Consider the following 23442-nt stretch of genomic DNA (forward strand, 5'->3'; position numbering starts at 1 on the left):
GAAAGGGTACTCGAGTTTAGCTGAGCTTTTCTTCCGTACGTAACATTGGTGTCACAATGAGATTGTATAGTACTAGCAAGAGGTACCTAATACTTTGAAACAATAGCTAGTATTAATGTGCAAGAAAGGCAGTGGAGAATTGAAAAGAGTAGTTCTTGGCAGTATAAAATTCTGGATTATAGTAAGCATAGTAGTAGCAGGAATAGTTGTATACTCACTTAAAATAGAGCCAAAACGTCTGATCACAAAGGAATATGAACTTAAGTTCTCGTCGGGAGGTGAGAATTCTATAAGGGTAGTACAGTTTTCAGATGTCCATTTAGGTCCGAATTATTCGCTAGAGCAGCTGGAGAGACTTGTAGACCGAATTAATAAACTCAAACCTGACCTAATCGCTTTTACAGGCGATCTCATAGATGTAGCATCCGAGTTCGAGGGGCGATCAGAGATAAGTGGAATACTTGATAAGCTAAGTAGTAGATATGGAAAGTACGCCATTTGGGGGAACCATGACTATGGAGGTGGCGGCGTCAGGTTTTACGAAAAGATTATGTTAGAATCAGGATTTAAGCTACTTACAAATCAGAATAGCAAAATAGAACTTGAAAGTGGAAAAGTATTAACTATAATAGGGGTGGATGATGCCATGCTTGGAAACCCCGATGTTCAAAAGGCGTATTCAGGTGTTGACGATCAGGGGGCTAAGCTTCTTCTGTTGCATCAACCGGACCTTGTGGACGAAATAGGGTATGATAATTTTGATTTGGCACTGGCAGGACACAGTCACGGAGGGCAGGTCATTGTTCCGACGCTTGGTCCCGTGGTGACACCTCCTCTTGCAAAGAAATATAGAAAAGGAATGTATCAACTAGGAATTCATACTCATCTTTATGTGAATAGCGGAATCGGCACTACGAGGATACCTATTCGATTTTGGAGCCCTCCTGAGATATCCGTGTTTGACATAGCTATATAAAATTTCTTTTAGATTGTTTTTGTACTTTTGAAGGCTTCTCCTGAGTTGACCAAACTTTTGTGATGCCTTTTTTGTTTTTCTTTTGTAATAATATGGTTTTGGTCAAAGTTTCGAACTCAAGGGGGAAAAAATGAATATTCTAATCGCAGATGATGAACCGCAAATGGTTAAGATACTGTCAGCATATTTCAAAGAGGAAGGCTTCAATGTCCTGGGAGCTAGGGATGGACAGGAAGCATTGAATATAGCTGAATCAACCAAGATTGACTTAGCCGTTTTAGATTGGATGATGCCAAAAATTGGTGGAATAGAAGTATGTAAATATATAAAGGGAAATAGTCAAACCAAAGTTCTGATATTAACAGCTAAAGGTCAACATGAAGATGAAATAAAGGCCTTAAATGGAGGGGCTGATGAATATAATAAGAAGCCATTTGATCCACGAATCGTAATATTAAGAGCTAAAAAGCTCCTGAACATTGGTGAGGAAATTAAATTCAGAGGTATTAGGATAAAGGAGAATGAAAAAAAAGCATATAAGAGCAATGAACCCTTACAACTTACCAAGATTGAATATGATTTATTACTGTTCTTCATTAATAATAGGGGTGTTATTTTATCGAGGGATAGGCTTATTGATATAGTTTGGGGTATGGATTATGAAGGGGATCATCGAACAGTAGATACTCACATCCGAAGATTAAGAACTAAAATAGGGGATGACCTTATCAAAACCTATAGAGGCATTGGGTACTGCCTGGAGGTGAAGGAAGATTAAAATCGGAAGCAAGTTTTCAGTTGGCATATCATCCATTGTAATTTGCACGTTTATTTTTTCAATACTCATAAATATATTCCTGGTAGACAGATATTACATTTATGAGCAAAGAAAGGTTTTAGACAAGGTAGCTAACGAGATAATCAGTGTACCTGAAAGGGGTTTCTTAAACGAATTGAAACAGATAGAAGAAGAGTACGCCGTAACTATTGTTCATTCAGAGATTAGTGGAAGTTTGAATCAACTTAATGAAAAAATAAAATTAGAATTTGAAATGAAAAAAATAAAGTTAAATAAATTTTGGATTACTGAAAGTACGTTAACTACTTTGCAGGAGAAAAGCGTCAATAAGATATACGATCAAGGTGTAAGCAAATATAAAGTTTTAACTAAATTTATAAAAATTGATAATACGATTATCGCCATAGGATTACCATTACCACATATGGAAGAAGCAATCATAATCATAAATAGATTTAATCTATTTTTGATGACCATTTCAGTCATATTAATTGTTTTCTTAGTAGTAATCATATCTAAAAAAATTACAAGGCCTTTAGAATCCTTGAAAAGTTTGTCTCAAGATATAGCTAATTTAAAGTTCAGGAAAGAAGAGATTACAACCAATGATGAGGTAGGAGAACTTGCGAAAAGTATAAACAGTATGAGTGGAAAATTAGAGAAAGCCCATAATGAAATCAATGGCCAAAATAAGCGATTGAAAGAATTAATGTCAGATGTGTCCCATGAACTAAAAACGCCACTATCAATAATGAAAGTGTATGAACAGGGGATAGTGGACGGTTTGGATGACGGAACATTTAGAGATGTAATTGAAGAACAGATTGAGAAAATGGATGTATTAATCGAGAAGCTTCTGTTTTGGACAGAGTTAGAAAATAGTTCATTAAACAAATCTACTTTTGATTTAGGTAAAAGGGTTATAGACATGACGGGAAAATACATGCTGATACTACAGGAAAACTGTATTGATTTTTCATTAAATGTAGATGCGGACAAGGAATATTTTATCAATGCAGAAAAAGAAGCAATAGATGTTGTACTCGATAATTTAATTACTAATGCTATTAAATATTCCGATGATAAGCGTATTGAAATTACATTAACTATAGACACTAATATCGTCAAGCTTACGATTGCTAACGGGGTTGGCGCAATTGACGAAAATGATTTAGAACATATATGGAGACCTTTTTATGTATTAGAAAAATCAAGAAGTAAGGAGCTTTCAGGTACAGGTTTGGGCTTACCTATTATCAAGACCATTTTGGATAATCACAAGTTGGATTTTGGGTTTGAATTAAAAAATAATAAGTTAGCTTTTTTTGTAACATTCGCGTAACACACCCCGGTTACTCTAGTTATGGAGGTGTGATACATGAAAAAAATTCTATCAATCATGTTAATTGCTGCAATTGTAACAAGTGTTCTAGTAGGGTGTGTGAACGACAAAAAGATACCAATCAAAGAGGTTAATTCAGGAAAAGATAATGTGGATTTTAACTTTAGTGTGGATCCAGAGACCCTTGCGTTTGAGGTGGAGTCCAATGGAATTACTGAAAGAGCATCGGAACCACTGGAGAAAATGAAAGTTTCAAATTTAAAAGACAGTGGAGATACTATAACTTGGACCTATTTAGAAAAGGCAATTGATGTTGAAATAGAAAAAAAAGATAAGTATGTAGATGTAACCATAAAATCCAACAAAGATGAAGACAACATGTTTGCATGGCCAAAAGTGAAAGGTGATGGATATATGCTCCCATTAAATCAAGGGAAGCATATTCCAAGCAATGATCCAGTCTGGAAAGATTATTTAAGTGAAGAAAAAATGAAGGTGATTGAGGCTTTCTCTATGCAGTTTTTTGCAGTTGATAAAAGTGCGTATTCGCTAGTCTATATAATTAAAAATCCTTATAATAGTGAAGTTGTTTTTAATACAGAAAATGATATTGAGTTTACTTTTAATCATGAGTTTCCAGCGATTAATAAAGTGAAGGAATATGGTTTTAGAATATATGTAACGGAAAAAAATCCAGCAGATGTTGCAAAGACCTATAAAAAGTATTTGGTTGAACAGGGTGACTTCAAAAGCTTGGCGGATAAGGCTAAAGAAAATAGTGAAATTGAAAAGCTTTACGGTGCACCCCATGCTTATTTTTGGGACAGAACTGTTATTTCAGAGGGAAATATAAAATGGGCAAAACTAAGAGACAGTTTCCCCGAAAAACTGAGATTATGGATTCAGGAGTTATTAACTACTAAAGTTGAAGATGGATCAGATCTTTCATCGGCCTTTGATGATTTAAATAACTTAGATTATGTAGACAAATACACTAAAAATAGAATAGTAAAAGGCTTAAGTGCCGTAATGCAACTAAAAGAATTCTATAATCCGGAAATATTTACTGAAACAGATAAAGAAACTCAGGGGCTATTAAACAGGAAAATAGAAAATTTAAATCCTGTTGAATTAATTGACCTAAATAAGAGATTATTAAAAAGCGTACTTGGAAATGTAGTTGACCCAATAGAGAAGTGGGCAGATGCAAATACTGTAGATGTGATAAAGGATATGAAGGATTCAGGGTTAGAAAATATGTGGATTGGACTTGATGACTGGCAGGAAGGATTTATTAAACCAGAGTTAGTAAAAGAAGCAGAAGACCTTGGCTATTTAATTGGCACCTATGATTCGTATCATTCAATCCATGAACCCGGTAAAGAGAAGTGGGAAACTGCTAAGTTTAGGGATACTTCACTTTACGAGAATGCAACTGTAACCAATAAAGATGGAAACAAGATTGAAGGATTCCAAGGTGAAGGTAGAAAGTTGAATCCGACGCTTGCAATGCCTAGTGTAGAAGAAAGAATAACTTCGATTCTAGATACTGGTCTAGCATTTAACTCATGGTTTCTAGACACCGATGGCACTGGGGAGATCTATGATGACTATTCGCCAGAACATATTACTACTGAAAAGGATGATATCCAGGCTAGAATTAAGAGAATGGAGTATCTGCAACAAGAATGGGATATGGTAGTTGGAACTGAAGGCGGAAATGATTTTGCAAACAAAACGATTGCCTTTGCACATGGAATAGAAACGCCAGCATTTTCTTGGATGGATGAGGATATGAAAACAAATAAAGAAAGTGAGTACTATGTAGGGAGATACTATTCGAGTAACGGCGGAGTTCCCGAACTGTTTTCTAAACAAATACCTGTAAAGGATAAATACAAGAAGTTATTTTTGGATTCAAACTACACGATCCCATTGTATAAGTTGGTTTACAACGATTCAGTAATCACGACTTATTGGTGGGGATGGGGAACCTTAAAATTGGAAGATGAAATATCAAATAGGATGTTGTATGAGATACTTTATAATGTACCTCCTTTATATCATATAGATAAAAACGAGTGGAAAAAACATAAAGAAACAATCGTAAGACATTCTAAGGTATGGTCAAATTTTAGCAAAAAAGCAATAACAGAAGAAATGACGGATTTTAAAATCATATCAGATGATAGATTAGTTCAAATGACTGAATATGGTGAAACATTAAGTGTAGTAGCCAATTTTTCAGAAGATGAATTTAATTATCTAGGCGAGACAATACCAGAAAAGTCATTATTAATTATTGATGGAAAGAGTAAAAGTATCTATACGCCGAAAAATTAGATGTTGCATTTAGCACATTTTAATTGCTTATTTTTAATGAGACTTAAAAATAAATCAGATGACTTTTGACATGGAGATATTTGTGATGAATATCCGTTATTTACTGATCGATACGCCTGAAACGAACACCACCTTCGACTTGGGAAGCAGCCGTTCGGAGAGGAAGCGAAAGAACGTACTCATGAGCTATTCAACAGCGGATAGCGAGAACTATCCAAACGGCGTAAAGAAAAAGCATCCCGCCTATTCGGAAAAGGGGTGGCTTTACGTGTGAACGTTGATGTTATTGAGGATTCCCATTGAACCCCGAATTGTGTTAGAATCCGTTACTCAAAATGAAAGAGATGAGAATGACAGCAATAATGCTGTCATTCTCATCTCTTTCTAATTAAAAGGTGGTTGACCAAACTACCCTTTTTTTTTATTGAACATTCTCGATTCCATGAAAGTAAAGGCGATAATTCTTTTGAACTTCTTCTTGGTTTTTCACTTTCAACTTACCTTCATATAGGGATTCCCCTGTTATTAAATCGCCTATAAAAATGGTATGCCCGTTAGTTGTTGCATGAATAATATAGAATTTTCCATTCATTACCTTAATGTAAGGTGCCTCCTCATCATCCTTATTATCTACTAAATCAAATGATAGTTTTTTGCCCCATTTGTCGCTTTCAATGTCATACAAATTGACTTCTATACGATTCGCTGTCTGTGAAGGAATAAAGAGTGTAGAATTATAGATAGCGGATGAACCACCTATAGATCCAAGTGTTTCATCAGAAGCAACAACTTTTTTCGATTGATTAGTTTCTATATCGTAAACGATGAATTCATTCGCGACTAATTTCGGTTCACCGTCTCTATAGATTTTTTCATCTTCAAAAGCCTCAATTTTAACTAGAAGGTATTTTTGTCGCTGAATAGAATAATTATCATTTATGATTCTTAAATCAGAATAACCATTCTCTACCGTCGGAGTAGAAGCAATCGTGTCATCACTTACAAGCTTTTGCTCTTTCATATCAAATGTATAGACTCGTAATTCATCTCTAACACTACCACCTATACGAGAAGCCCGTGTAATGACCTTTAATTCACTATCTATTACTTGAACTTCCTCAACTTGCATCCAACCGTAATTTTCTTTTTCGGATACATCCAACTGGATTGACGTAATTTCGTCCGTTTTTTTAGTTAACACTTCAATATCAAAGCTAAAATCATTCATATGGGCATATGCCACTAAATTTTCGTCTTCAAAAAAAAGATGCGGGCTTAAATCCTTACTTCGCATAAAATTCCTATGTTTTTCTACCAATTCTTCAAGATAATTCGGAACACCCAATCTAGATAACTTTTGTGAAAAAGATAAATTAGTTGGTTTGATTGTTTCTTCACTTGTAACTTGTAAAGGTTGATACAGGCTGTGATTATTTCCTGAATAATCACAGTATAATACTATATTTTGCAACTCATCCTCATTGCCATTTACTTTTTCAAAATCAATTTTTATATGCTCATTTGTAGCTAAACTTGATTGTATATAAAAAGTTCCAATCACAATTAGCGTAATCAAACAAATCGAAATGATTTTCCAATAACGTTTCACTTATGTAACCTCCCATCAAACTCTTATTTTATTCTTTAGTAGAAAATTACCTATCCAAATGGCGCAAGCTAAAACGAGAAGACCTGCTACTAGTTCCAGGAAAAATAGTTCTATTGGATAAAAATAATTACTTAAGATGAACTCATTAACGAATAGGGGTGCAAAGAAGATTAAAAGGGAAGCAACACAATAGAGAACGCCATAAATAATCCCTTTAATACGGAAAGAACGTTCAAACAAAATCGCCGTAAAAACAATACACACCGCTAGCATTCCACCAGCATAATAAAGAACAAACTCTATAAAAATGCTTGGCAAAAATACGCTTAAATTGTGGAGGTTAGTAATTTCATAAATCGAAAGATCGGTACGAAACTCACTTGGTACCACCCACTGTAAAACTTGACTTTCAACTGGCAATAATACTAGTTGTAATGCAACAAGACCTAAAACGAAGAGTAAAATCGTTGTAGCCTTTGCAAAATAAATAGTAATGCGTGCTGTTGGCAACATGAGTAAACGATAACTAAATGTATTTTTTCCAAGCCAATCACGATACCAAATAAAAAAGACATAGATTATTAATACTACAACACAAAGCATAATGGGGAGCAGAAACCAAGCTGCCTGAGTAAAATTATAGAAAGAGATATTCCCATATTGTTCGATAAACTGGTCCTTCGTCATTAAATCCTTATACATTAATTCATTTGCCCGATTTAAATAGGCCCGTGATTGAACAATCACCCCAATGATTTGCGAAAGAATCGTAATGCCAAGTAAAACGAGGTAAAGCTTTAAAAATCGATTCACTTCGAAATTGACTAACTTCAAATAACGATTCATGCTTGATACACCTCTCTCATTACATCGATTACCGATTTCCCCTCTTTTTCTCTTACTTCTTCTGTATCGAATTCTTTTAAAACTACGCCGTCATCTAGTAAAACAACTTTATCAATTAAATGTTCGATATCATTAATTTCATGTGTCGTGATAATAACGCCACGATTTTCAATTAAATGACTCGTAAATACATTGGCAATTTGCTCACGGCTAAATATATCAATTCCTGAAAATGGTTCGTCCATTAAGACATAATCGACATCCATTGCCAAACCAAGTATAAGGTTCACTTTTGCGGAATTGCCTTTTGAGAGTTCAGAAATACGATCCGTTTCGTTTAGTTTGAAAAACTGGAGCAGTTCAGTGGCACGTTCCTGATTCCAACAGTTGTAAAAATCAGTCATAAATACAAAGGCGTCCCGTATTCGCATTTGCGGTAACATCGTTATTGTATCTGGTATAAAGGTGATTTTTTCATAACTCCCTTTATGAATTTTTTCACCATCAATGAGAATTTCACCTCCATTAATGGGGGTTAAAGCCATAATTGCTTTCATAATTGTTGTTTTCCCAACACCATTAATGCCAATTAGACAAGTGATTTTCCCTTTTTCAGCAGTAAAAGAAACGCCATTTAATACTTTTTTCCTGCCGAACTTTTTTGTTATATTTTTTATTTCAATCACAAAGATCCCCCCATTTAATTATTTTCCCTTTCATACGTATTCTTCACTAAATCCAAAGCCTCGTGTACAGGAACATTGATGGATCGAACCGAATGAACAAACGTATCTACAGCTTCTAAAATCAATTCTTCTCTTACTATTTTGAGCATCTGCGCATCCCTCGTAATGCGACTTGGCAAATTCCCCTCCGTAAAAATCAACCCTTGTTCCTCCATTTCTTTATACGCTCGCTGCGCCGTATTTGGATTAATTTTCAGCTGATTAGCGAGTTCCCTTCTCGATGGAATCTCCTGACCCGGTTCAAAGTAACCTGTTGCAATTTGTTCTTTAAATTGCCGAATCACTTGCACATAAACAGGATCACGATTATTAAACTTTATATCCATAAACCCAACTCCTAAAAAAACATAATGGTTTTACGCCTAACCTGTACTAAGGGGGTGATACAGTGTTGGCAAAATTAATGGACGAAACACTAGTTACGATGACTGTATTAAGTGTCTAATACTTTTGCGATAAAAGAATGCGTCTAGAAAAGCAATATTATGTATTAAAGCATTTATACAGTAATCGCAAAGAAATGCCACGTAATACATTCACCTGTCCGACAAACAATGTGTATTAATTGGTTGATACACATTACAATTTGTATTATATCCTTAATACACTTTTACTGTCAACCAAGAATATCCATTTCTTCTTGTTCGAGGGTTCTTATTGAGTTCTAAATTGCGTTAGAAGTTGGTTGTTATCTGAATTTCGAGAAACGTGCAACACTTAATCTTTTTGCGAAACTCCTTGACATGCCCGCTAAACGTGATAAGATTCAAATCAATTACTTTTGTACAAAAGATAATCATTAAAATTGAATATATTTGAGAGATGGTCCAGTAATCATATTGTGAGCAGCAGCAAGAGACTGAATGGTAGGTGTGAATTCAGGCAGCAATATGTATGAAGTACGCCATCCGATTTTCTCAACAACTAATGAAGTGGATGGCCAGTCCAGAACTGGTTCATCAATTAGGGTGGTAACGCGGAGAGCTTCTTCGTCCCTTTCCAAGGGATTGAAGGGGCTTTTTTGTATCCAAAAATAATACACAGTTTTAAACCATCGAGGAGGATTTCATCATGTTTCGAATAAAGGAAGTTATTTCACCCACATTTCTAGAGGCGATAACACTTATAGCAGCAATTGTAACGATAATTAGTGTTAGTATTGTTCAGTTTGGTGCAGTTCCGCATTTGCCAATTTTGTTTTCAATATTACTATTAATTTGCTATGGTCTGCTCAAAAAGGTTTCGTACCGCAAACTTGAAGGTGGCCTGGTCGAAGGAGCAGGAGCGGGTATGAGTGCAGTATTCCTGTTTTTCTTCATCGGTATTTTAGTTAGTAGTTGGATCATGAGTGGGACGATACCGACGCTAATCTATACCGGGTTTAATCTAATTACACCGTCATTTTTCTTTGCAATTGTTTTTGTTGTTACTGCAATTGTTGGTGTTTCAATCGGTAGTTCGTTGACGACGGTAGCAACAGTAGGGGTAGCATTTATTGGGATGGCGACTATGCTCGATTTGTCACTGCCTATAGCGGCGGGTGCAATTGTTTCCGGAGCATTTTTTGGAGATAAGATGTCACCCCTGTCGGATACGACAAACCTGGCCTCATCCATTGTTGACGTCAATTTGTTTGAACATATTCGAAATATGGGTTGGACGACAATCCCGGCATTTATTTTATCACTGATTATCTTCGCTTTATTATCACCAAGTGTCACATTAAGCGATGTTGATAAAATTGCCTATTTCCAAGATGGCTTGTTGGAAACAGGGATGATTCACTGGTATACGGTGATTCCTCTTGTTGTTCTCTTTGTTCTGACGATAATGAAAGTCCCGGCGTTAATGACATTGGCGTTAAGTTCCATCAGTGCGATTATCATTTCCTATTTCCATCAGAGTTTCAGTGCTCCAGAAGTGTTTAAGATTTTATTCGAAGGCTTTGTTTCAACGACAGGAATCAAAGACATTGACGAATTACTTACTCGTGGTGGCATGCAAAGTATGATGTTTACAATTGGTTTGGTGTTGTTGGCACTTAGTATGGGGGGATTGTTATTTACACTAGGAATTGTCCAATGTCTACTCGGGAAAATTGAAAGTCTTTTGAAGAAAGTTTCCTCTGTCATTGCAGCGTCTGCGTTAACGGCGATTGGGATTAATGTGTTGATTGGTGAACAGTATTTGTCGATATTATTGACAGGGCAAGCTTTCCAATCACAATATGAAAAAGTAGGGTTAGCGAATAAGAACTTGAGTAGAGTGATGGAAGATGCGGGCACGGTTGTCAATCCGTTAGTACCGTGGAGCGTTTGCGGTATTTTCATTACAGGTGTGTTGGGTGTCGCAACAGTAGACTATTTGCCATTCGCATTCTTTTGCCTGTTGTCTCCGATATTAACAGTTCTGTTTGGGTTTACTGGGAAAACATTGACGTATCTGACTGATGAAAAGGTAAAAGTGTAAAAAGCGAAGGAGCACACCTGTTAGGGAGTGCTCCTTCGCTTTTGGAAATTAATAAAACATTCAAAAGCCTATTATTTGTAGATTATGGAACCATTTGTACATGAACAACGTATAAGTAGTAGGGTTGTTCCATATTGTGGCGAATATAGGAGGTTATGTTGTATTTTAGGGCATATGAATTATGAGGCTTTATAAAAAAATGCATGGAGTTTATAAAGAGATTTTCATAAGACGATGAAGGTATTTCAGAGGCTGATAAAGCGTATTTAGATAGAATATCAATACGAAACCGCTTCGGACTAGTCGCTATGTTAATGGCGGGGTTTCATTTACACTTGGGCCTGTTTACGGTTTTCTGCCTGTCATATCACTCGCTTTTTGCATGTTGATTTATAAGACTTTTGAATAAGGGGGGCAGTTATATTCATGAAAATCGGTCGATTAGTACTCTTTATAACTTTCCTTCTATTGGTAGTATCAGGCTGTCAAGAAGCTTATAAAGGAAATCCCACGCCGAAAGATTTTCTTGGAAGTAGTGATGCGGATATTTTTTTTTTAGATAGTATCGTATACTCGAAGGCTCGAGATCTAGAATGGCTAAAAGAATTATCCTATGAATTGGGTGAGCAAGTGGGAGAAATAACAAAAAAGACGGACAAAGCATGGAACTTTAAAAGTGGTACATCTAATAAATTACCTGTTGGAACAAAGATATATAAAACGGATACGCCCGCCTATATTGTAATAGTAGACGGTAAGGAAATACCCTATATAGGCATGTATGAAGGGTAGTTTTGGGGATTCTGTTGTAGTTAATGGACATTGGGGGGAAGTCAGAAATGAAAAGAGTAAATGTTGTCTATGCACTTATTTATAAAGAAGATGAGCAAAAAGTACTGATGGTCAATAACAAAGGTAGCGGGTGGTCTCTTCCCGGCGGTGACGTTGAAGATGGGGAAACGTTAGAGCTGGCAATTATTCGTGAAGCCCAAGAAGAAACAGGTTTGACAATTGAAGTTGACCGTATCGTGGCGGTGAATGAAGCATTTTTTAATGCAAAAGGGCATCACGCTTTATTTCTAACATTTAAAGCAACGATCGTATCCGGGGAATGCTCGATTCAAGACGAAGAAGAAATTTTAGAAATAAAGTGGGTAGATTTGCCGACAGCGAATGGCTTTATGCCTTATCATCCTGGCGGAGTAGAAAGAATGCTTAAATCATCTTCGGCTTATACAATTCAAGTGTAATGGGAGGGATGCTAGAAGATAGAATAGAATATGGGATTAGTCGATGGTGAAATGGAGTGGAAAGAGTTATGGAGAAAAGGTATATTCAAGAATTATTAAGCGTATTAGTTTATAGAGAATACGAAATTTGAACTTTTTCATTGGAGTAAGGAAAAGGAACTGATGAATATGGGGAGGAGTAACGAAATGTCATTTGTCTCTTCAATTATTCAGGGCAATTTCTAAGTATTCTATAGGCTTTATAAACATTCTAGTTGATTAAAAAAATGGATTTTTACCGTTATCATAATTAACTCATATACTAAAAATAAATAACAAGGGGATGTAATGTATGGGACTGTTATTATATTTAATTATTGGGGGAATCATCGGTTGGTTTGCAGGGTTAGTCGCAGGTAAAGATATGCCGGGTGGACTCGTAGGAAATGTGATTGCTGGTATCATTGGTGCATGGATTGGAAGTAGGTTGCTAGGGAATTGGGGTCCGAAATTAGCTGATTTTTACATTGTACCTGCCATTGTCGGAGCACTTATCATAGTGATTGTCGTTAGTTTCGTTATGAAATCCATGCGTAGGAGATATTAATCTCTTCATGATTGAAAGTTATTTGATGGCAAGGAAATAAGAAAACGCTGACTAGTTAAGCTCAGCGTTTTTTAATCGTAGCTTAGAAAATCATAAGATCACGTACTGTGGATAAGCTGCGACATAGAGATTTTACGTCCAGACTCCAGCGCCTAGAGGCTCGGGTCATAAGTCGGTCCGGCTGTGCGGCAAAGAACGCCGCTTCGCCAGCCCGTCTTATGCCTGTCGCCCCTGAACAGGCACTTGCGCTTTTGTTCTTTAGAAAAGTAGGTATCGAATGTATTTGTTAATTATATAGTCGACACTTAACAATTAGAGTGTTCTTCCAACACCGCTTTGTCGCTTGGTGATGGCCTCACGCAATAAGCCCGTCAGAAAGGGATGAACTGCATCCCTCCTTGGTCTATATTGCTCCGGTGCCTGCAGGATGCGGCGATATTGGGCTGTCTATCATTAGTGTCGCTCCTTCGCTAGATTTGTTCGTTATACGGGTGAGGTATACCGCCTAGTTAATTCTAATAAGTAGTGCCAAATATATTAGTCCAGCGAAAACTTCTCTCTATAATTCGTCGCATCCTTCAATGCTTTTTCTTCTGCGGGAATCCGCACGGATAACATCCAAACATTCAGCAATGTGAAAATGATTGCTGTTAAATAAGCACCAAACATGAGGGGAAGCACCAAGAGCTCAGTCGTCACAATTACATAATTCGGATGGCGCACCCACTTATACGGGCCTTTCTGTACAACGTCTGCACCTGGTAAGATGATGATTTTTGTATTCCAGAACTTCCCGAGCGAAGTAAGGCACCAGATCCGTGCTACTTGCGCCGTTAGAAAAATGACGAGAAGTATAATCCATATTGATGACAGTGACTTATCGAGCAGAATGACTTCTGCAAGAAGGGAAATGAAAAAGGCTATATGCATGGCAACCATAATGGGGTAGTGGGCGGCACCCGCTTCGAAAGCCCCTTGGCTGCGCATCCATTGCTCATTGCGTTTCGCAACAACAAGTTCAACAAGCCGCTGTAAGATAACGATTGAAATGACAATGGCAAATAGCATCTGCAAAACACCTCATTCCCATTTCAATAACAGCAGTTCACCACAAAATCCAGGGCCGAGTGCAGCCATTAGTCCATACTCACCGGCAGCAGGTTCACTTTCCATGAACTTCTCTAACACGTAAAGGATAGTAGGGGACGACATATTCCCATTGTGACGCAATACATCACGCGAAATATCCGTTTTGTTTTGATCAAATCCTAGGGCTGTTTCATATGCTTCAAGTATTTTTTTTCCACCAGGATGTGCGACGAAGTGTGAGATATCGTCTTTTGTTAGCCCATGATCACCGAGGAATTCATGGACGAAAGGTCCGAGCCAATTTGTTATGATAGCTGGAATGCTTTTTGAGAAAACAACATACAGTCCAGTGTTTTTCACATCCCAGCCCATAACATTTTCAGAATCGGGCATCAGTTTTGACGTGGTTGCAATAACCTTGGGCATCGCTTTTTTGACCTTCACCGAAGATTTATCCCCAGAAACCAATGCGCAAGCAATCCCATCAGAAAATAGTGAGACACCTACTAGATTACTTTTTGAATAATCGTCTTTCTGAAACGTCAAACTGCATAATTCAGCAGAGAGTACAAGGACATTTGCTTCCGGAAAGGCAAGGCAATACTCATACGCCCTGCTGATTCCAGCGGCCCCTCCAGCACAACCAAGCCCCCAAATAGGAACACGTTTTGTATCATCCCGAAAAGGAAGCCGATTCATAATACGTGCCTCAATGCTTGGTGTTGAAATCCCACTGCTTGAGATGAAGTAAATGGCGTCAATCATTGACGGTTCAATCGGTTCATCAAGTATGCCATCCCCTTTGAGACATGACAGCACAGCTTGTACACCGAAATCGACAGTATGTTGAATGTATAAATTATTGCGCTCTTCAAAGTCATGCTCTTTTCCATACCATTCAATGGGCATACAGACATTCCGCGTTTCGATGTCGCCATTTTGAAAGACTTTTAAAAGCCTTTCAATATCATTATATTTCTTACTAAAAAGTGATCTGGTTAACTCAACTGCTTGTTGCTGTTTCACTTCATGAGGCGGTTTAAAAGTACTGACAGAAAGAATTTTTGGCATAGGCTACCTCCAGCTTCATTAATAGTACTCATTGCCTTAATATGACTTTATCAAACATTGATATTGAGCATGCCCACCATGTAAATAGGGAACTTCATGTAAAATGGAGGGAATGATAATAGGGGGGCTTTTATGTCCATAAAATTAAGCATTTTAGACCAATCGCCGATTTCCGAAGACAGTAACGCCGTGGAATCGCTAAAACACACAGCACAACTTGCAAAAAAAGCTGAGGAATGGGGTTATACAAGGTTCTGGGTTTCTGAACACCATGACGCAACGACGCTTGCTGGGTCATCACCTGAAATACTCATTTCCCATCTTGCATCTGTTACGTCTTCAATCCGTTTAGGGTCAGGTGGTGTAATGTTGCCTCATTACTCGGCTTATAAAGTAGCTGAGAACTTCAAACTTCTTGAAGCACTTTTTCCAGGACGGATTGATGCTGGGGTTGGCCGCGCACCGGGTGGAATGCCGCGTGCGACATATGCACTGCATGACGGGAACTACCGAGATGTCAATAAATTCCCTGGACAAGTGGATGACTTGCTCATGTATTTGAATGACACAATGCCAGCAGAGCACATATATCAAGGCTTGAAAGCAACGCCCATCATTGAAGAAGCACCACCAGTTTGGATGTTGGGATCAAGCCAAAGTTCCGCACTTCTCGCAGCAGAAAAAGGGTTACCGTATATGTTTGCACAGTTCATCAACGGAGAAGGAGGCCCTTCTTACGCGAATCACTATCGCAAAAGATTCCAACCTTCTGCATATTTGCAAAGGCCAAAGCAGGCAGTTGCTGTCTTCTTCGCCTGTGCAGAAACGGAAGAAGAAGCGGAGCGAATTGTCTCTTCACTTGATTTGTCCATGGTCATGCTTGAACAGGGAATGCCCTCAGTTGGAACTCCTTCACCCGACAAAGCGCTTACTTATCCATATAGTCATTATGAACAGCAACGGGTTATCGAAAATCGCAAACGGATGATTGTCGGTACGCCAAAAAAGGTCCGTGCTGAGATTGAAAAAATTGCAGAAGAATATAATGCGGATGAAGTGATGCTTGTCATGATTGCTTACGATTTCCAAGATAAGCTGAAATCCTATGAATTGATTGCTAAGGAAATGTTAGTCTGAACGATTGTCTACCCTTCAACGTACGCATAACTTGTACAAAAGATGACAGAACGATGAAAAAAGCTTGTCGATAGGCTGCTGGATTTCATTCAGGGAGAGTAATGTATTTCAATTTAAGATACCAGCATAGACGAGCACTGCCTTTTGGCGGTGCTCTTATTTTGTTTTTTTGAAATCTAAGGAACTGTATAAAATAGCCCGTTAGATCTGACAAGAATAGTGAAACTGATTTGATAAAAGTAAGGAAAGAAATTTTAAATTTTAAAAAAAGAAAGAGCATGTTTTGAAAGGGATTATTCAAAACATGCTCTTTCTTTCTTCAATTGAATCATCGATTAGGACGGAATTTAAGATACTTATTGGTTTATTATTCGATTATATATTTGATAACAGCCATTTCTTTACCGAACCTATCACCATCATCAATAAATCCCAAACTAGAGTACAAATTATGAGCTCCCAAGTTATTTGGATGATAACCTACTACAATTTTTATTGCATTTAGCGATATAGCCATTTCTGATATCATTAGTTTAGTAGCGGCTTTACCTATACCTTTGCCTTGGAATTGCTTATCCACCATTATTCTATATACCCAATAACCATCAAGTTCCTCTTGAACAGAATTGTACATCAAAAAACCAACTACTCTTTCTTCAGCATAAATAGCATATGGCTTTAACGTAAGTTCAAACTTTGATTGAGCTATTGATATTGCATTTGGCTCAATATATTCTTGTTGTTCTTTTGATACTTCTAATTCACAACAGGCATACCAGTTTTCTGCATTTAGTTCTACAATTTTCACATTCTCTGTACTCATAATTTTCCCCTTTCAAAATTCGGGGAAACACTAAACCAATTTGTTAATTAGTCGCTATCCCCTTGTAGTCGTCAGTAATAAAAGTGATTTTGTTTGTCATAATGAACGCCTCCTCTTACTATTTCTCCCTACTAATTATCAGATAATTTGTGAGCATTTTGATTATATCATATTAATTGTCATAAATTTCTTTTTTCCTCTACTATATATTCAGCACACGTCTGTTGATTAACCATTACCTTGCATAAAGAGCAGGTAAGAAAGACTTGAAAAACTCTATTTTCACTGGATCATTTCCGGTCCGCTTTCGGCGAACTATTCATGACCTCTTTACCGAGTGGCAAGTGTGGCTAGAAATGACTTCGTCATTCCTAGCCACACTTGTTTCGGTCATCCCGTTACGAATAGTTGCCTGTCGCATTCCTACAACGTTCAAGTAAAAAATATAGCTGTTTTTTAAAAAAAGAATAGATGACTTTTTATAAAGGTTGTAAGTGCCCGAAGATACAATTTCGGGCACTCAAGTACTTTGTACAAGGTGTTCCTTGCTTACTTTTAGTAAAGATTACGCGTCTTATCATGCGATGTACTATAAGAAAGTGACTCTTCCTTAACTAAAAAAGACAAGACTATGGAGAAGACTTCAGCCGTCAAAATTGTATCTTTGGCGGCTATTATCCAGATAAAAAGTTCCGCTATTCTTTCGTTCCGAAAAGTTTTAGCACTTTGTGTACGTATACATTTGGAGAGCGACGGATGAATAAGCACCATTCCTACACTTCAAGACATCTCGGTAATCCTATAGAGGTCGTTCAATCTAAAGCGACCCAAAAGTAATTGCACACGAATCGCCTAGTGTTGGATTCAGTTATTTACTGGTTGTTTTTGGTTAATCAACACATGTGTATTCGGCACTACTTATTTGTGGTTAAATGGGTGATATACCTCGCCCGTATAACGAACAAGGCGGTGTTGGAAGAACATTCTATTTGTTAAGCACCGACTATATACTATTGCTCTTATCAAGGCGAAAATGAAAACATATTGCATATATACGTCTTACCGTTATGGATAATTGTGGTAGAGTGGAGGGAGATACGATTAATAAAGGGGGTTAGTTTATTGTCTATTTTAGGAATTATACCTTTCTTACTGTATTTAGGTATTCTAGGATTTGGTATTTATGCAGTTGTTGCTATTATAAAGTCCGCGAAACAAAGGAATGAATACCTGAAAGAAATACGTGATGAAATGAGGAAAAAAGTATAGAATGCCGACGATGCTTTAAACTAGAAAATATTCATAATGAAAAGAGCTATTTTATGGGGGAAAAGCATTGGAATTGATTATTGGAGTGGCTCTTGTACTGATTGTGTTTTTTTCTTCAAACACAATTGAGAAAAGTTTAAAGACCATTGAAACGCAAAACAATCGAGTAATAGATCTTTTAGAAGAAATAAGGGACAAAAAATAACGATACTGACAAAAAAGAGCCCAACCGATTATGGTTTGGGCTCTCTTTCTATTTTTCATAAGATGCTTTCAGGTTATTTTCTTACTTATCTACAAGTTCCGTACACAACTTTTTTAAACTTTCTTCGAACTTCAAATCACTCTCTTTTGAACGCTTTTTTGGGCCGCGTAGTCGTCCGCCAGCCATTCGAACTTTCTGGGCGGTATGGCGAGCATATAACAGCTGGTCAATATTGTCTTCCGTATAGAGTCGCCCGTTTTGGTCAATTGGATGCCCTTTTTTTGCAAGCACCATCGCGGCCAAACCATAATCTTGTGTAACGACAATATCATCTTTCTGTACACGATTTACAAGAACAAAATCAACTGCATCCGCCCCCTTAGAGACGATAATAGTCTCTGCACCATCTCGATGCATTTCGTGGGTCGTATCGCAGATAAGGATGCAGCGAAATCCGAAGGTCCCCGCTATTCGGATCGTTTCTTTCACAACCGGACACGCATCCGCGTCGATTAGAATTGTCGTCATAAAGCAGCCTCCCTTTATCTTTATTATGCCAGATTTTATGAATAAAGAACTCGTTTTGTATTATTCTTTGGTTGAACCTGAAAAGGTTAGTTCAAAAATCGATGTACCAACAATTTTGGCGACGTTAACAAGACGGGCCTTACTTAACTTTTCAATTGTGTCCTCTGGCGTATGATACCACTCTTCCACTGGATCATAAATGAACAACGCTGCGTCGATTCCTGCATTATGAAAAGGTGTGTGATCGCTTCTATCACCGAAGTCGGTCTCGATTGGGTCACCATTTAGTGCTTCGTTCGCTTTACTTGCGGCTTTTGTAACTACATTGTCTGAACCATCTATCGTTTGTATGGCTAAATCTCCAGCGTCGGCACTGCCAACCATATCCAAGTTGAACATGGCGGCAGAGCGCTTGATTTCATCTTTCGTCAAAGTACTTACATACTTTTCTGAACCGTGTAATCCTTCTTCTTCAGCACCGAAAAATAGGAATCGAATTTCTTTATTTGTTGGAATCGTTTTGAACATCCTTGCCAGTTCAAGGACAACTGCTGTACCGCTTGCATTGTCACTCGCACCGGGTGCCTTGTCGACGGAATCATAATGGGCACCAATTAGTATGATGTCATCATCCGCTTCGGAAGTGGGATGCTTAGTGGCAATCAAATTTTGTGATGCAGCCTTGTCAATACGGGCTCCTTTAATTTTAACAGCCGCGCTGACCGGGGTACCGTTTTTCACAAATTCAACAAGCTTCGTTCCTTCATCATAAGTAAGAGCTAGAGCGGGGATGAAGTCTTTGAAATGCTCTCTACCAAGCGTCCAGTTATCAATTTCCAGTTCATCAGGGAAATAGAGAAGAATAGCCTTAGCACCTGCCTCTGAAGCGAATAAAACCAGTTCATAAAAAGCAGTTTTATCAACAGCGACAAGCGCAATTTTTCCTTTTACATCAATTTTTTTGTAATCCTTTTTCAAGCCATATCCTGCATCGATCAATTGACCGTCGACATTACCGTCAACTGAATATTGAAATGGGGCAGGAGAGAGTGGGCCTGGAAAGCCTTCGACAACTAGGCCATGCGACTCCGGTATGACGTACCTTTCGAAATCAAATGGTTGAACTTCGACTTCATATCCTTCCGACTTCAATTGAGCAGTCAAAAAAGCAGCTGCCTGCATTTCCGAACTTGTGCCAGCTACTCGGGGGTTTTTCGTTAATTCACTTAATGAAGAAAAAATATTTTCAACACTTAGTTCCTGGATAAATTCAGTTTGTGCTTTATCAAATTCAGGACCTTCCACGCCAGATGAGCTAGCTGAACAAGCTGTCATTAGGATAGAAATTAGTAATAGGAATGGGAACAGCATTTTTTTACGGGTCATAAGATTCCTCCATTCTAATTATCGAAATTATACCATGACGATACAGTTACATTAAAATCGTGACAGGGATGGATTCACAAAGCCAGGCAAGCAACGCTACTAGAGGAAGTGAAACGGCGAGTTCTCTAAATAGCAGGAGAATGCCCATGTCCTCTATTTTTATGATAATGAAGGGGAAATTACGACAGGTGACGAAAAGGTTTATAGAGTAAAGAAAAATTTGGAGGGATATATATGTTTAAAACAATCGAAGAGTTTCTTATTAACTGGGGCCATGAAAGTGAATCGACACAGAAAATCCTAAACACATTAACTGATAAGTCTCTTGATCAAGAAGTGTCAGCCGAAGACCGTACCCTTGGCCGAATCGCATGGCATATCGTTACAACGCTTGGCGAGATGATGTCACGGACAGGCCTTGATTTCGAAGCAAATCCTCACGATGCAGCTGTACCAACATCGGCTGTTGAAATTGCTGGGGCTTACCGTTCAACAAATGAAGCAATGGTTGCGGCAATCAAAGAACAGTGGACCGATGAATCGTTAGCTGAATTAAAAGAGATGTACGGGGAGCAATGGGCGATTGGTAAAGTCCTTGGTATATTAACAGCACACCAAACGCATCACCGCGGTCAAATGACCGTACTTATGAGACAATCCGGCTTGCCTGTGCCGGGCGTCTACGGACCATCTCGCGAAGAGTGGGCAGTATTTGGCGAAGAAGCACCGGTCGTGTAAAGACATGAAAAAGCTGAGGACACCTGGAAATCGGTGTCCTCAGCTTTTTTTATTTGAGATTAACTAGTTAACATGGAAAACGAGCATATCCGTAAGCAAAACGATCATATACCATTACTCCCGAGCATATCCGTAAGCAAAGCGATCATATACCATTGCTCCCGAGCATATCCGTAAGCAAAGCGATTACATACCATTGCTCCCGAGCATATCCGTAAGCAAAACGATCATATGCCATTGCTCCCGAGCATATCCGTAAGCAAAACGATCATATGCCATTGCTCCCGAGCATATCCGTAAGCAAAACGATCATATGCCATTGCTCTCGAGCATATCCGTAAGCAAAACGATCATATGCCATTGCTTCCCGAGCATATCTGTAAGCAAAACGATCATATACCATTACTCCCGAGCATATCCGTAAGCAAAGCGATCATATACCATTGCTCCCGAGCATATCCGTAAGCAAAGCGATCATATACCATTGCTCCCGAGCATATCCGTAAGCAAAACGATTATATGCCATTGCTCCCGAGCAAATCCGTAAGCAAAACGATCATATGCCATTACCTCCCGAGCAAATCCGTAAGCAAAACGATCATATACCATTACTCCCGAGCAAATCCGTAAGCAAAACGATCATATACCATTACTCCCGAGCAAATCCGTAAGCAAAACGATCATATGCCATTGCTCCCGAGCAAATCCGTAAGCTAAAGGATCATATCCCATTGCCCCCGAGCAAATCCGTAAGCAAAGCGATCATAAACCATTGCCACCGACCATATCAGTTCACCGAGCGAATATAAACCATCACCAACCAATCATATCCATGGTCACCCGACTGTAATCCGTCCATTATCCGACTTCAAACGAATCGTATGTTCACCAGTGCCGATGACCGTCCGTGAATTGCGTTCGCCAAATACATCGACTTTACCATGGCCCGTTTTCGTATGAATGGAGACATTTGTTGGCTTGCTAGTTGATTGAATAACAATGCTTCCGTTATCAGTTTGAAAATCAATATTTCGATCAAGGCTGTCCGTCTGAAGTGTAATACGGCCATTATCAGTACTGCCAACAATGGAACCCGTGACATGTTCGAGCTCGATTCTACCATTATCAGACTCAGCTGCAATGCTGTCCGCATCGACATGACGCATTTCAATTCGCCCGTTATCCGTTTTCGCTCGTAAATGATCGATCTGCACCTTATCGATTTCAATTCGTCCATTATCCGTTTCAGCTGTCAACGAAGTGGCAGCAATCTCTTTTAATTGGATTTTTCCATTGTCGGTATTTACACTGACTTTTTTGCAGAGTATTTTCTCAGCAGAAATCCGTCCATTATCTGTCTTCATCGCAATCGATTGATACAGCTTCATTGGAATAATCACGTTAAGGGTCACCGCTTTCATATTGAAATTGAACATGAGTAACCAGTGGCGTAAACTTTTAAGCCTGATGAACAATGTATCGCCAACGACTTCCGCAGTTAGTTTCAATTTTTCATTAGAACCAATCAATTCAACGGTCGTCATTGAACTGTCAGATGGACTGACAAATAGTGCGCCATGCTGGACGTTGATATCGACATTCAAAAACAGGTTATCTTGGATTGTAATGATTTCATTCGTTGACACGATTTCCGCTTTACTTTCCACAAATGAAGACGACTCAAGTAATTCTTCAGCAATTTTCGTAGGAGAGCCTAGGGAGGTGGCGATGTCGTTTTCTGTTTTTCCATCCTCACGGCCATTCGAGAAGTATTCTTGGATATCTTGAATAATTTCATTCCGTTCCTCAGCAGGCAGTTGGTTCAATGCAGTTTCAAGTTCAACTATAAATTGGTTTTCAGTCATTCCTTACACCCTCCTCGATTAATGTATTGACGCCATCCGTGAAGCTTTTCCATTCGTTTAACTGTTCATGAAGATATTCTCGGCCAGCATCCGTCAATGTGTAGTACTTACGGGGAGGACCTTCCGTTGATTCCTGCAAATAGGTCGTGAAATAACCTTCTTTCGTTAACCGACGTAGCAGGGGATAAACAGAACCTTCGGAAATGGAAATCTGATCGGAAATCTTTTGCACAAGCTCATAGCCATAGCGATCTTGCTTATCAAGAAGAACAAGCACGCATAAATTCAACACACCTTTTTTGAATTGTACATTCACTTTGATTACACTCCTTTCACTATAGTTCAATGGACAGTACTATCTCATA

The 23442-nt window shown here is 38.3% G+C and carries 23 protein-coding genes and 1 pseudogene; 13 read left to right on the plus strand and 11 right to left on the minus strand.

The annotated features are described in order from the left end of the window. Positions 1-139: 139 nt before the first annotated feature. From H7992_RS06160 to H7992_RS25030, 5 genes and pseudogenes are all read left to right on the plus strand, one after another. Positions 140-976, plus strand: coding sequence for a metallophosphoesterase (locus tag H7992_RS06160; RefSeq protein ID WP_222618005.1), 837 nt, complete (start codon positions 140-142; stop codon positions 974-976). A 130-nt stretch (positions 977-1106) separates the two neighbouring features. After that, positions 1107-1754, plus strand: coding sequence for a response regulator transcription factor (locus H7992_RS06165; RefSeq protein WP_187046962.1), 648 nt, complete (start codon positions 1107-1109; stop codon positions 1752-1754). Between the two features lie 175 nt (positions 1755-1929). Beyond that, a complete protein-coding gene (locus tag H7992_RS06170; protein ID WP_197485375.1) occupies positions 1930-3117 on the plus strand; it encodes a sensor histidine kinase in 1188 nt (395 codons plus the stop codon). Positions 3118-3153: 36 nt separating this feature from the next. Beyond that, positions 3154-5460, plus strand: a complete 2307-nt coding sequence (locus H7992_RS06175; protein WP_187046963.1) for a glycoside hydrolase — start codon at positions 3154-3156, stop codon at positions 5458-5460. A 91-nt stretch (positions 5461-5551) separates the two neighbouring features. After that, positions 5552-5661: pseudogene (locus H7992_RS25030) on the plus strand (thermonuclease family protein); the annotation flags it as partial. Positions 5662-5881: 220 nt separating this feature from the next. On the opposite strand, the gene H7992_RS06185 reads toward H7992_RS25030, so the two are convergent. The 4 genes from H7992_RS06185 to H7992_RS06200 are packed head-to-tail and all read right to left on the minus strand — an operon-like array spanning position 5882 to position 8987. Next, complete coding sequence (locus tag H7992_RS06185; protein WP_187046964.1) at positions 5882-7069, minus strand: hypothetical protein; 1188 nt, start codon at positions 7067-7069, stop codon at positions 5882-5884. A 15-nt stretch (positions 7070-7084) separates the two neighbouring features. Beyond that, on the minus strand, positions 7085-7915 hold the full coding sequence (locus H7992_RS06190) for a hypothetical protein (RefSeq protein WP_187046965.1): 831 nt from the start codon (positions 7913-7915) through the stop codon (positions 7085-7087). Then, the gene (locus H7992_RS06195; protein WP_187046966.1) at positions 7912-8601 is read right to left on the minus strand and encodes an ABC transporter ATP-binding protein; all 690 of its coding nucleotides are present in this window, start codon (positions 8599-8601) and stop codon (positions 7912-7914) included. Before H7992_RS06195 ends, H7992_RS06190 begins: the two co-directional genes overlap by 4 nt. A gap of 14 nt (positions 8602-8615) precedes the next feature. Beyond that, on the minus strand, positions 8616-8987 hold the full coding sequence (locus tag H7992_RS06200; protein WP_067206645.1) for a GntR family transcriptional regulator: 372 nt from the start codon (positions 8985-8987) through the stop codon (positions 8616-8618). Between the two features lie 745 nt (positions 8988-9732). Between H7992_RS06200 and nhaC the strand changes: the two genes are divergently transcribed. The 4 genes from nhaC (at position 9733) to H7992_RS06220 (ending at position 12966) form a co-directional block, all read left to right on the plus strand. Further along, on the plus strand, positions 9733-11130 hold the full coding sequence (nhaC, locus tag H7992_RS06205) for a Na+/H+ antiporter NhaC (protein ID WP_067206648.1): 1398 nt from the start codon (positions 9733-9735) through the stop codon (positions 11128-11130). A gap of 426 nt (positions 11131-11556) precedes the next feature. After that, positions 11557-11922 carry a hypothetical protein gene (locus H7992_RS06210; protein WP_187046967.1) on the plus strand — a complete coding sequence of 122 codons (366 nt, stop codon included), beginning with the start codon at positions 11557-11559 and terminating at the stop codon, positions 11920-11922. Positions 11923-11969: 47 nt separating this feature from the next. Beyond that, positions 11970-12380, plus strand: a complete 411-nt coding sequence (locus tag H7992_RS06215) for an NUDIX hydrolase (RefSeq protein ID WP_067206654.1) — start codon at positions 11970-11972, stop codon at positions 12378-12380. A 331-nt stretch (positions 12381-12711) separates the two neighbouring features. Continuing rightward, a complete protein-coding gene (locus H7992_RS06220) occupies positions 12712-12966 on the plus strand; it encodes a GlsB/YeaQ/YmgE family stress response membrane protein (RefSeq protein ID WP_067206657.1) in 255 nt (84 codons plus the stop codon). Between the two features lie 537 nt (positions 12967-13503). On the opposite strand, the gene H7992_RS06225 is transcribed toward H7992_RS06220, so the two are convergent. Together H7992_RS06225 and H7992_RS06230 are read right to left on the minus strand one after the other, a co-directional pair. After that, a complete protein-coding gene (locus H7992_RS06225; RefSeq protein WP_187046968.1) occupies positions 13504-14034 on the minus strand; it encodes an isoprenylcysteine carboxyl methyltransferase family protein in 531 nt (176 codons plus the stop codon). A gap of 12 nt (positions 14035-14046) precedes the next feature. Continuing rightward, positions 14047-15126 (minus strand): type III polyketide synthase, encoded by a 1080-nt coding sequence (locus tag H7992_RS06230; protein WP_187046969.1) that lies wholly within the window; start codon positions 15124-15126, stop codon positions 14047-14049. Between the two features lie 132 nt (positions 15127-15258). On the opposite strand from H7992_RS06230, the gene H7992_RS06235 reads away from it, so the two are divergent. Then, on the plus strand, positions 15259-16263 hold the full coding sequence (locus H7992_RS06235; RefSeq protein WP_187046970.1) for an LLM class flavin-dependent oxidoreductase: 1005 nt from the start codon (positions 15259-15261) through the stop codon (positions 16261-16263). A gap of 367 nt (positions 16264-16630) precedes the next feature. Here H7992_RS06235 and H7992_RS06240 read toward each other — a convergent pair whose 3' ends face one another. Then, on the minus strand, positions 16631-17086 hold the full coding sequence (locus H7992_RS06240) for a GNAT family N-acetyltransferase (RefSeq protein WP_187046971.1): 456 nt from the start codon (positions 17084-17086) through the stop codon (positions 16631-16633). 1122 nt (positions 17087-18208) lie between these two features. On the opposite strand from H7992_RS06240, the gene H7992_RS06245 reads away from it, so the two are divergent. Together H7992_RS06245 and H7992_RS06250 are read left to right on the plus strand one after the other, a co-directional pair. Further along, the gene (locus H7992_RS06245) at positions 18209-18355 is read left to right on the plus strand and encodes a hypothetical protein (RefSeq protein WP_187046972.1); all 147 of its coding nucleotides are present in this window, start codon (positions 18209-18211) and stop codon (positions 18353-18355) included. Between the two features lie 67 nt (positions 18356-18422). Then, positions 18423-18560 carry a hypothetical protein gene (locus H7992_RS06250; protein ID WP_187046973.1) on the plus strand — a complete coding sequence of 46 codons (138 nt, stop codon included), beginning with the start codon at positions 18423-18425 and terminating at the stop codon, positions 18558-18560. An 81-nt stretch (positions 18561-18641) separates the two neighbouring features. Here the strand turns inward: H7992_RS06250 and H7992_RS06255 are convergent, their stop codons facing one another. Together H7992_RS06255 and H7992_RS06260 are read right to left on the minus strand one after the other, a co-directional pair. Beyond that, positions 18642-19088, minus strand: a complete 447-nt coding sequence (locus H7992_RS06255; RefSeq protein ID WP_067206672.1) for a YaiI/YqxD family protein — start codon at positions 19086-19088, stop codon at positions 18642-18644. A gap of 60 nt (positions 19089-19148) precedes the next feature. Next, positions 19149-20474: a M20/M25/M40 family metallo-hydrolase gene (locus H7992_RS06260; RefSeq protein ID WP_187046974.1), complete on the minus strand. Its 1326-nt coding sequence runs from the start codon at positions 20472-20474 to the stop codon at positions 19149-19151. 234 nt (positions 20475-20708) lie between these two features. Here H7992_RS06260 and H7992_RS06265 point away from each other — a divergent pair, with 234 nt between their 5' ends. Next, positions 20709-21212 (plus strand): DinB family protein, encoded by a 504-nt coding sequence (locus H7992_RS06265; protein ID WP_187046975.1) that lies wholly within the window; start codon positions 20709-20711, stop codon positions 21210-21212. 836 nt (positions 21213-22048) lie between these two features. Here the strand turns inward: H7992_RS06265 and H7992_RS06270 are convergent. Both H7992_RS06270 and H7992_RS06275 read right to left on the minus strand, forming a co-directional pair. Next, positions 22049-23077 (minus strand): DUF4097 family beta strand repeat-containing protein, encoded by a 1029-nt coding sequence (locus H7992_RS06270; protein WP_067206681.1) that lies wholly within the window; start codon positions 23075-23077, stop codon positions 22049-22051. Further along, complete coding sequence (locus tag H7992_RS06275; protein WP_067206684.1) at positions 23070-23393, minus strand: PadR family transcriptional regulator; 324 nt, start codon at positions 23391-23393, stop codon at positions 23070-23072. Before H7992_RS06275 ends, H7992_RS06270 begins: the two co-directional genes overlap by 8 nt. Positions 23394-23442: the final 49 nt, after the last annotated feature.

It is taken from the genome of Sporosarcina sp. resist (genome assembly GCF_014302295.1).
In the GTDB taxonomy this organism is placed as follows: Bacteria; Bacillota; Bacilli; order Bacillales_A; family Planococcaceae; genus Sporosarcina; species Sporosarcina psychrophila.

Bases quoted from the DNA above. Each gene is read 5' to 3' on its own strand.
- H7992_RS06260 (WP_187046974.1), bottom strand. From the start codon at position 20,474: ATGACCCGTAAAAAAATGCTGTTCCCATTCCTATTACTAATTTCTATC.
- H7992_RS06210 (WP_187046967.1), top strand. From the start codon at position 11,557: ATGAAAATCGGTCGATTAGTACTCTTTATAACTTTCCTTCTATTGGTA.
- H7992_RS06255 (WP_067206672.1), bottom strand. From the start codon at position 19,088: ATGACGACAATTCTAATCGACGCGGATGCGTGTCCGGTTGTGAAAGAA.
- H7992_RS06175 (WP_187046963.1), top strand. From the start codon at position 3,154: ATGAAAAAAATTCTATCAATCATGTTAATTGCTGCAATTGTAACAAGT.
- H7992_RS06270 (WP_067206681.1), bottom strand. From the start codon at position 23,077: ATGACTGAAAACCAATTTATAGTTGAACTTGAAACTGCATTGAACCAA.
- H7992_RS06215 (WP_067206654.1), top strand. From the start codon at position 11,970: ATGAAAAGAGTAAATGTTGTCTATGCACTTATTTATAAAGAAGATGAG.
- H7992_RS06230 (WP_187046969.1), bottom strand. From the start codon at position 15,126: ATGCCAAAAATTCTTTCTGTCAGTACTTTTAAACCGCCTCATGAAGTG.
- H7992_RS06265 (WP_187046975.1), top strand. From the start codon at position 20,709: ATGTTTAAAACAATCGAAGAGTTTCTTATTAACTGGGGCCATGAAAGT.
- H7992_RS06200 (WP_067206645.1), bottom strand. From the start codon at position 8,987: ATGGATATAAAGTTTAATAATCGTGATCCTGTTTATGTGCAAGTGATT.
- H7992_RS06235 (WP_187046970.1), top strand. From the start codon at position 15,259: ATGTCCATAAAATTAAGCATTTTAGACCAATCGCCGATTTCCGAAGAC.
- H7992_RS06225 (WP_187046968.1), bottom strand. From the start codon at position 14,034: ATGCTATTTGCCATTGTCATTTCAATCGTTATCTTACAGCGGCTTGTT.
- H7992_RS06190 (WP_187046965.1), bottom strand. From the start codon at position 7,915: ATGAATCGTTATTTGAAGTTAGTCAATTTCGAAGTGAATCGATTTTTA.
- H7992_RS06165 (WP_187046962.1), top strand. From the start codon at position 1,107: ATGAATATTCTAATCGCAGATGATGAACCGCAAATGGTTAAGATACTG.
- H7992_RS06220 (WP_067206657.1), top strand. From the start codon at position 12,712: ATGGGACTGTTATTATATTTAATTATTGGGGGAATCATCGGTTGGTTT.
- nhaC (WP_067206648.1), top strand. From the start codon at position 9,733: ATGTTTCGAATAAAGGAAGTTATTTCACCCACATTTCTAGAGGCGATA.
- H7992_RS06240 (WP_187046971.1), bottom strand. From the start codon at position 17,086: ATGAGTACAGAGAATGTGAAAATTGTAGAACTAAATGCAGAAAACTGG.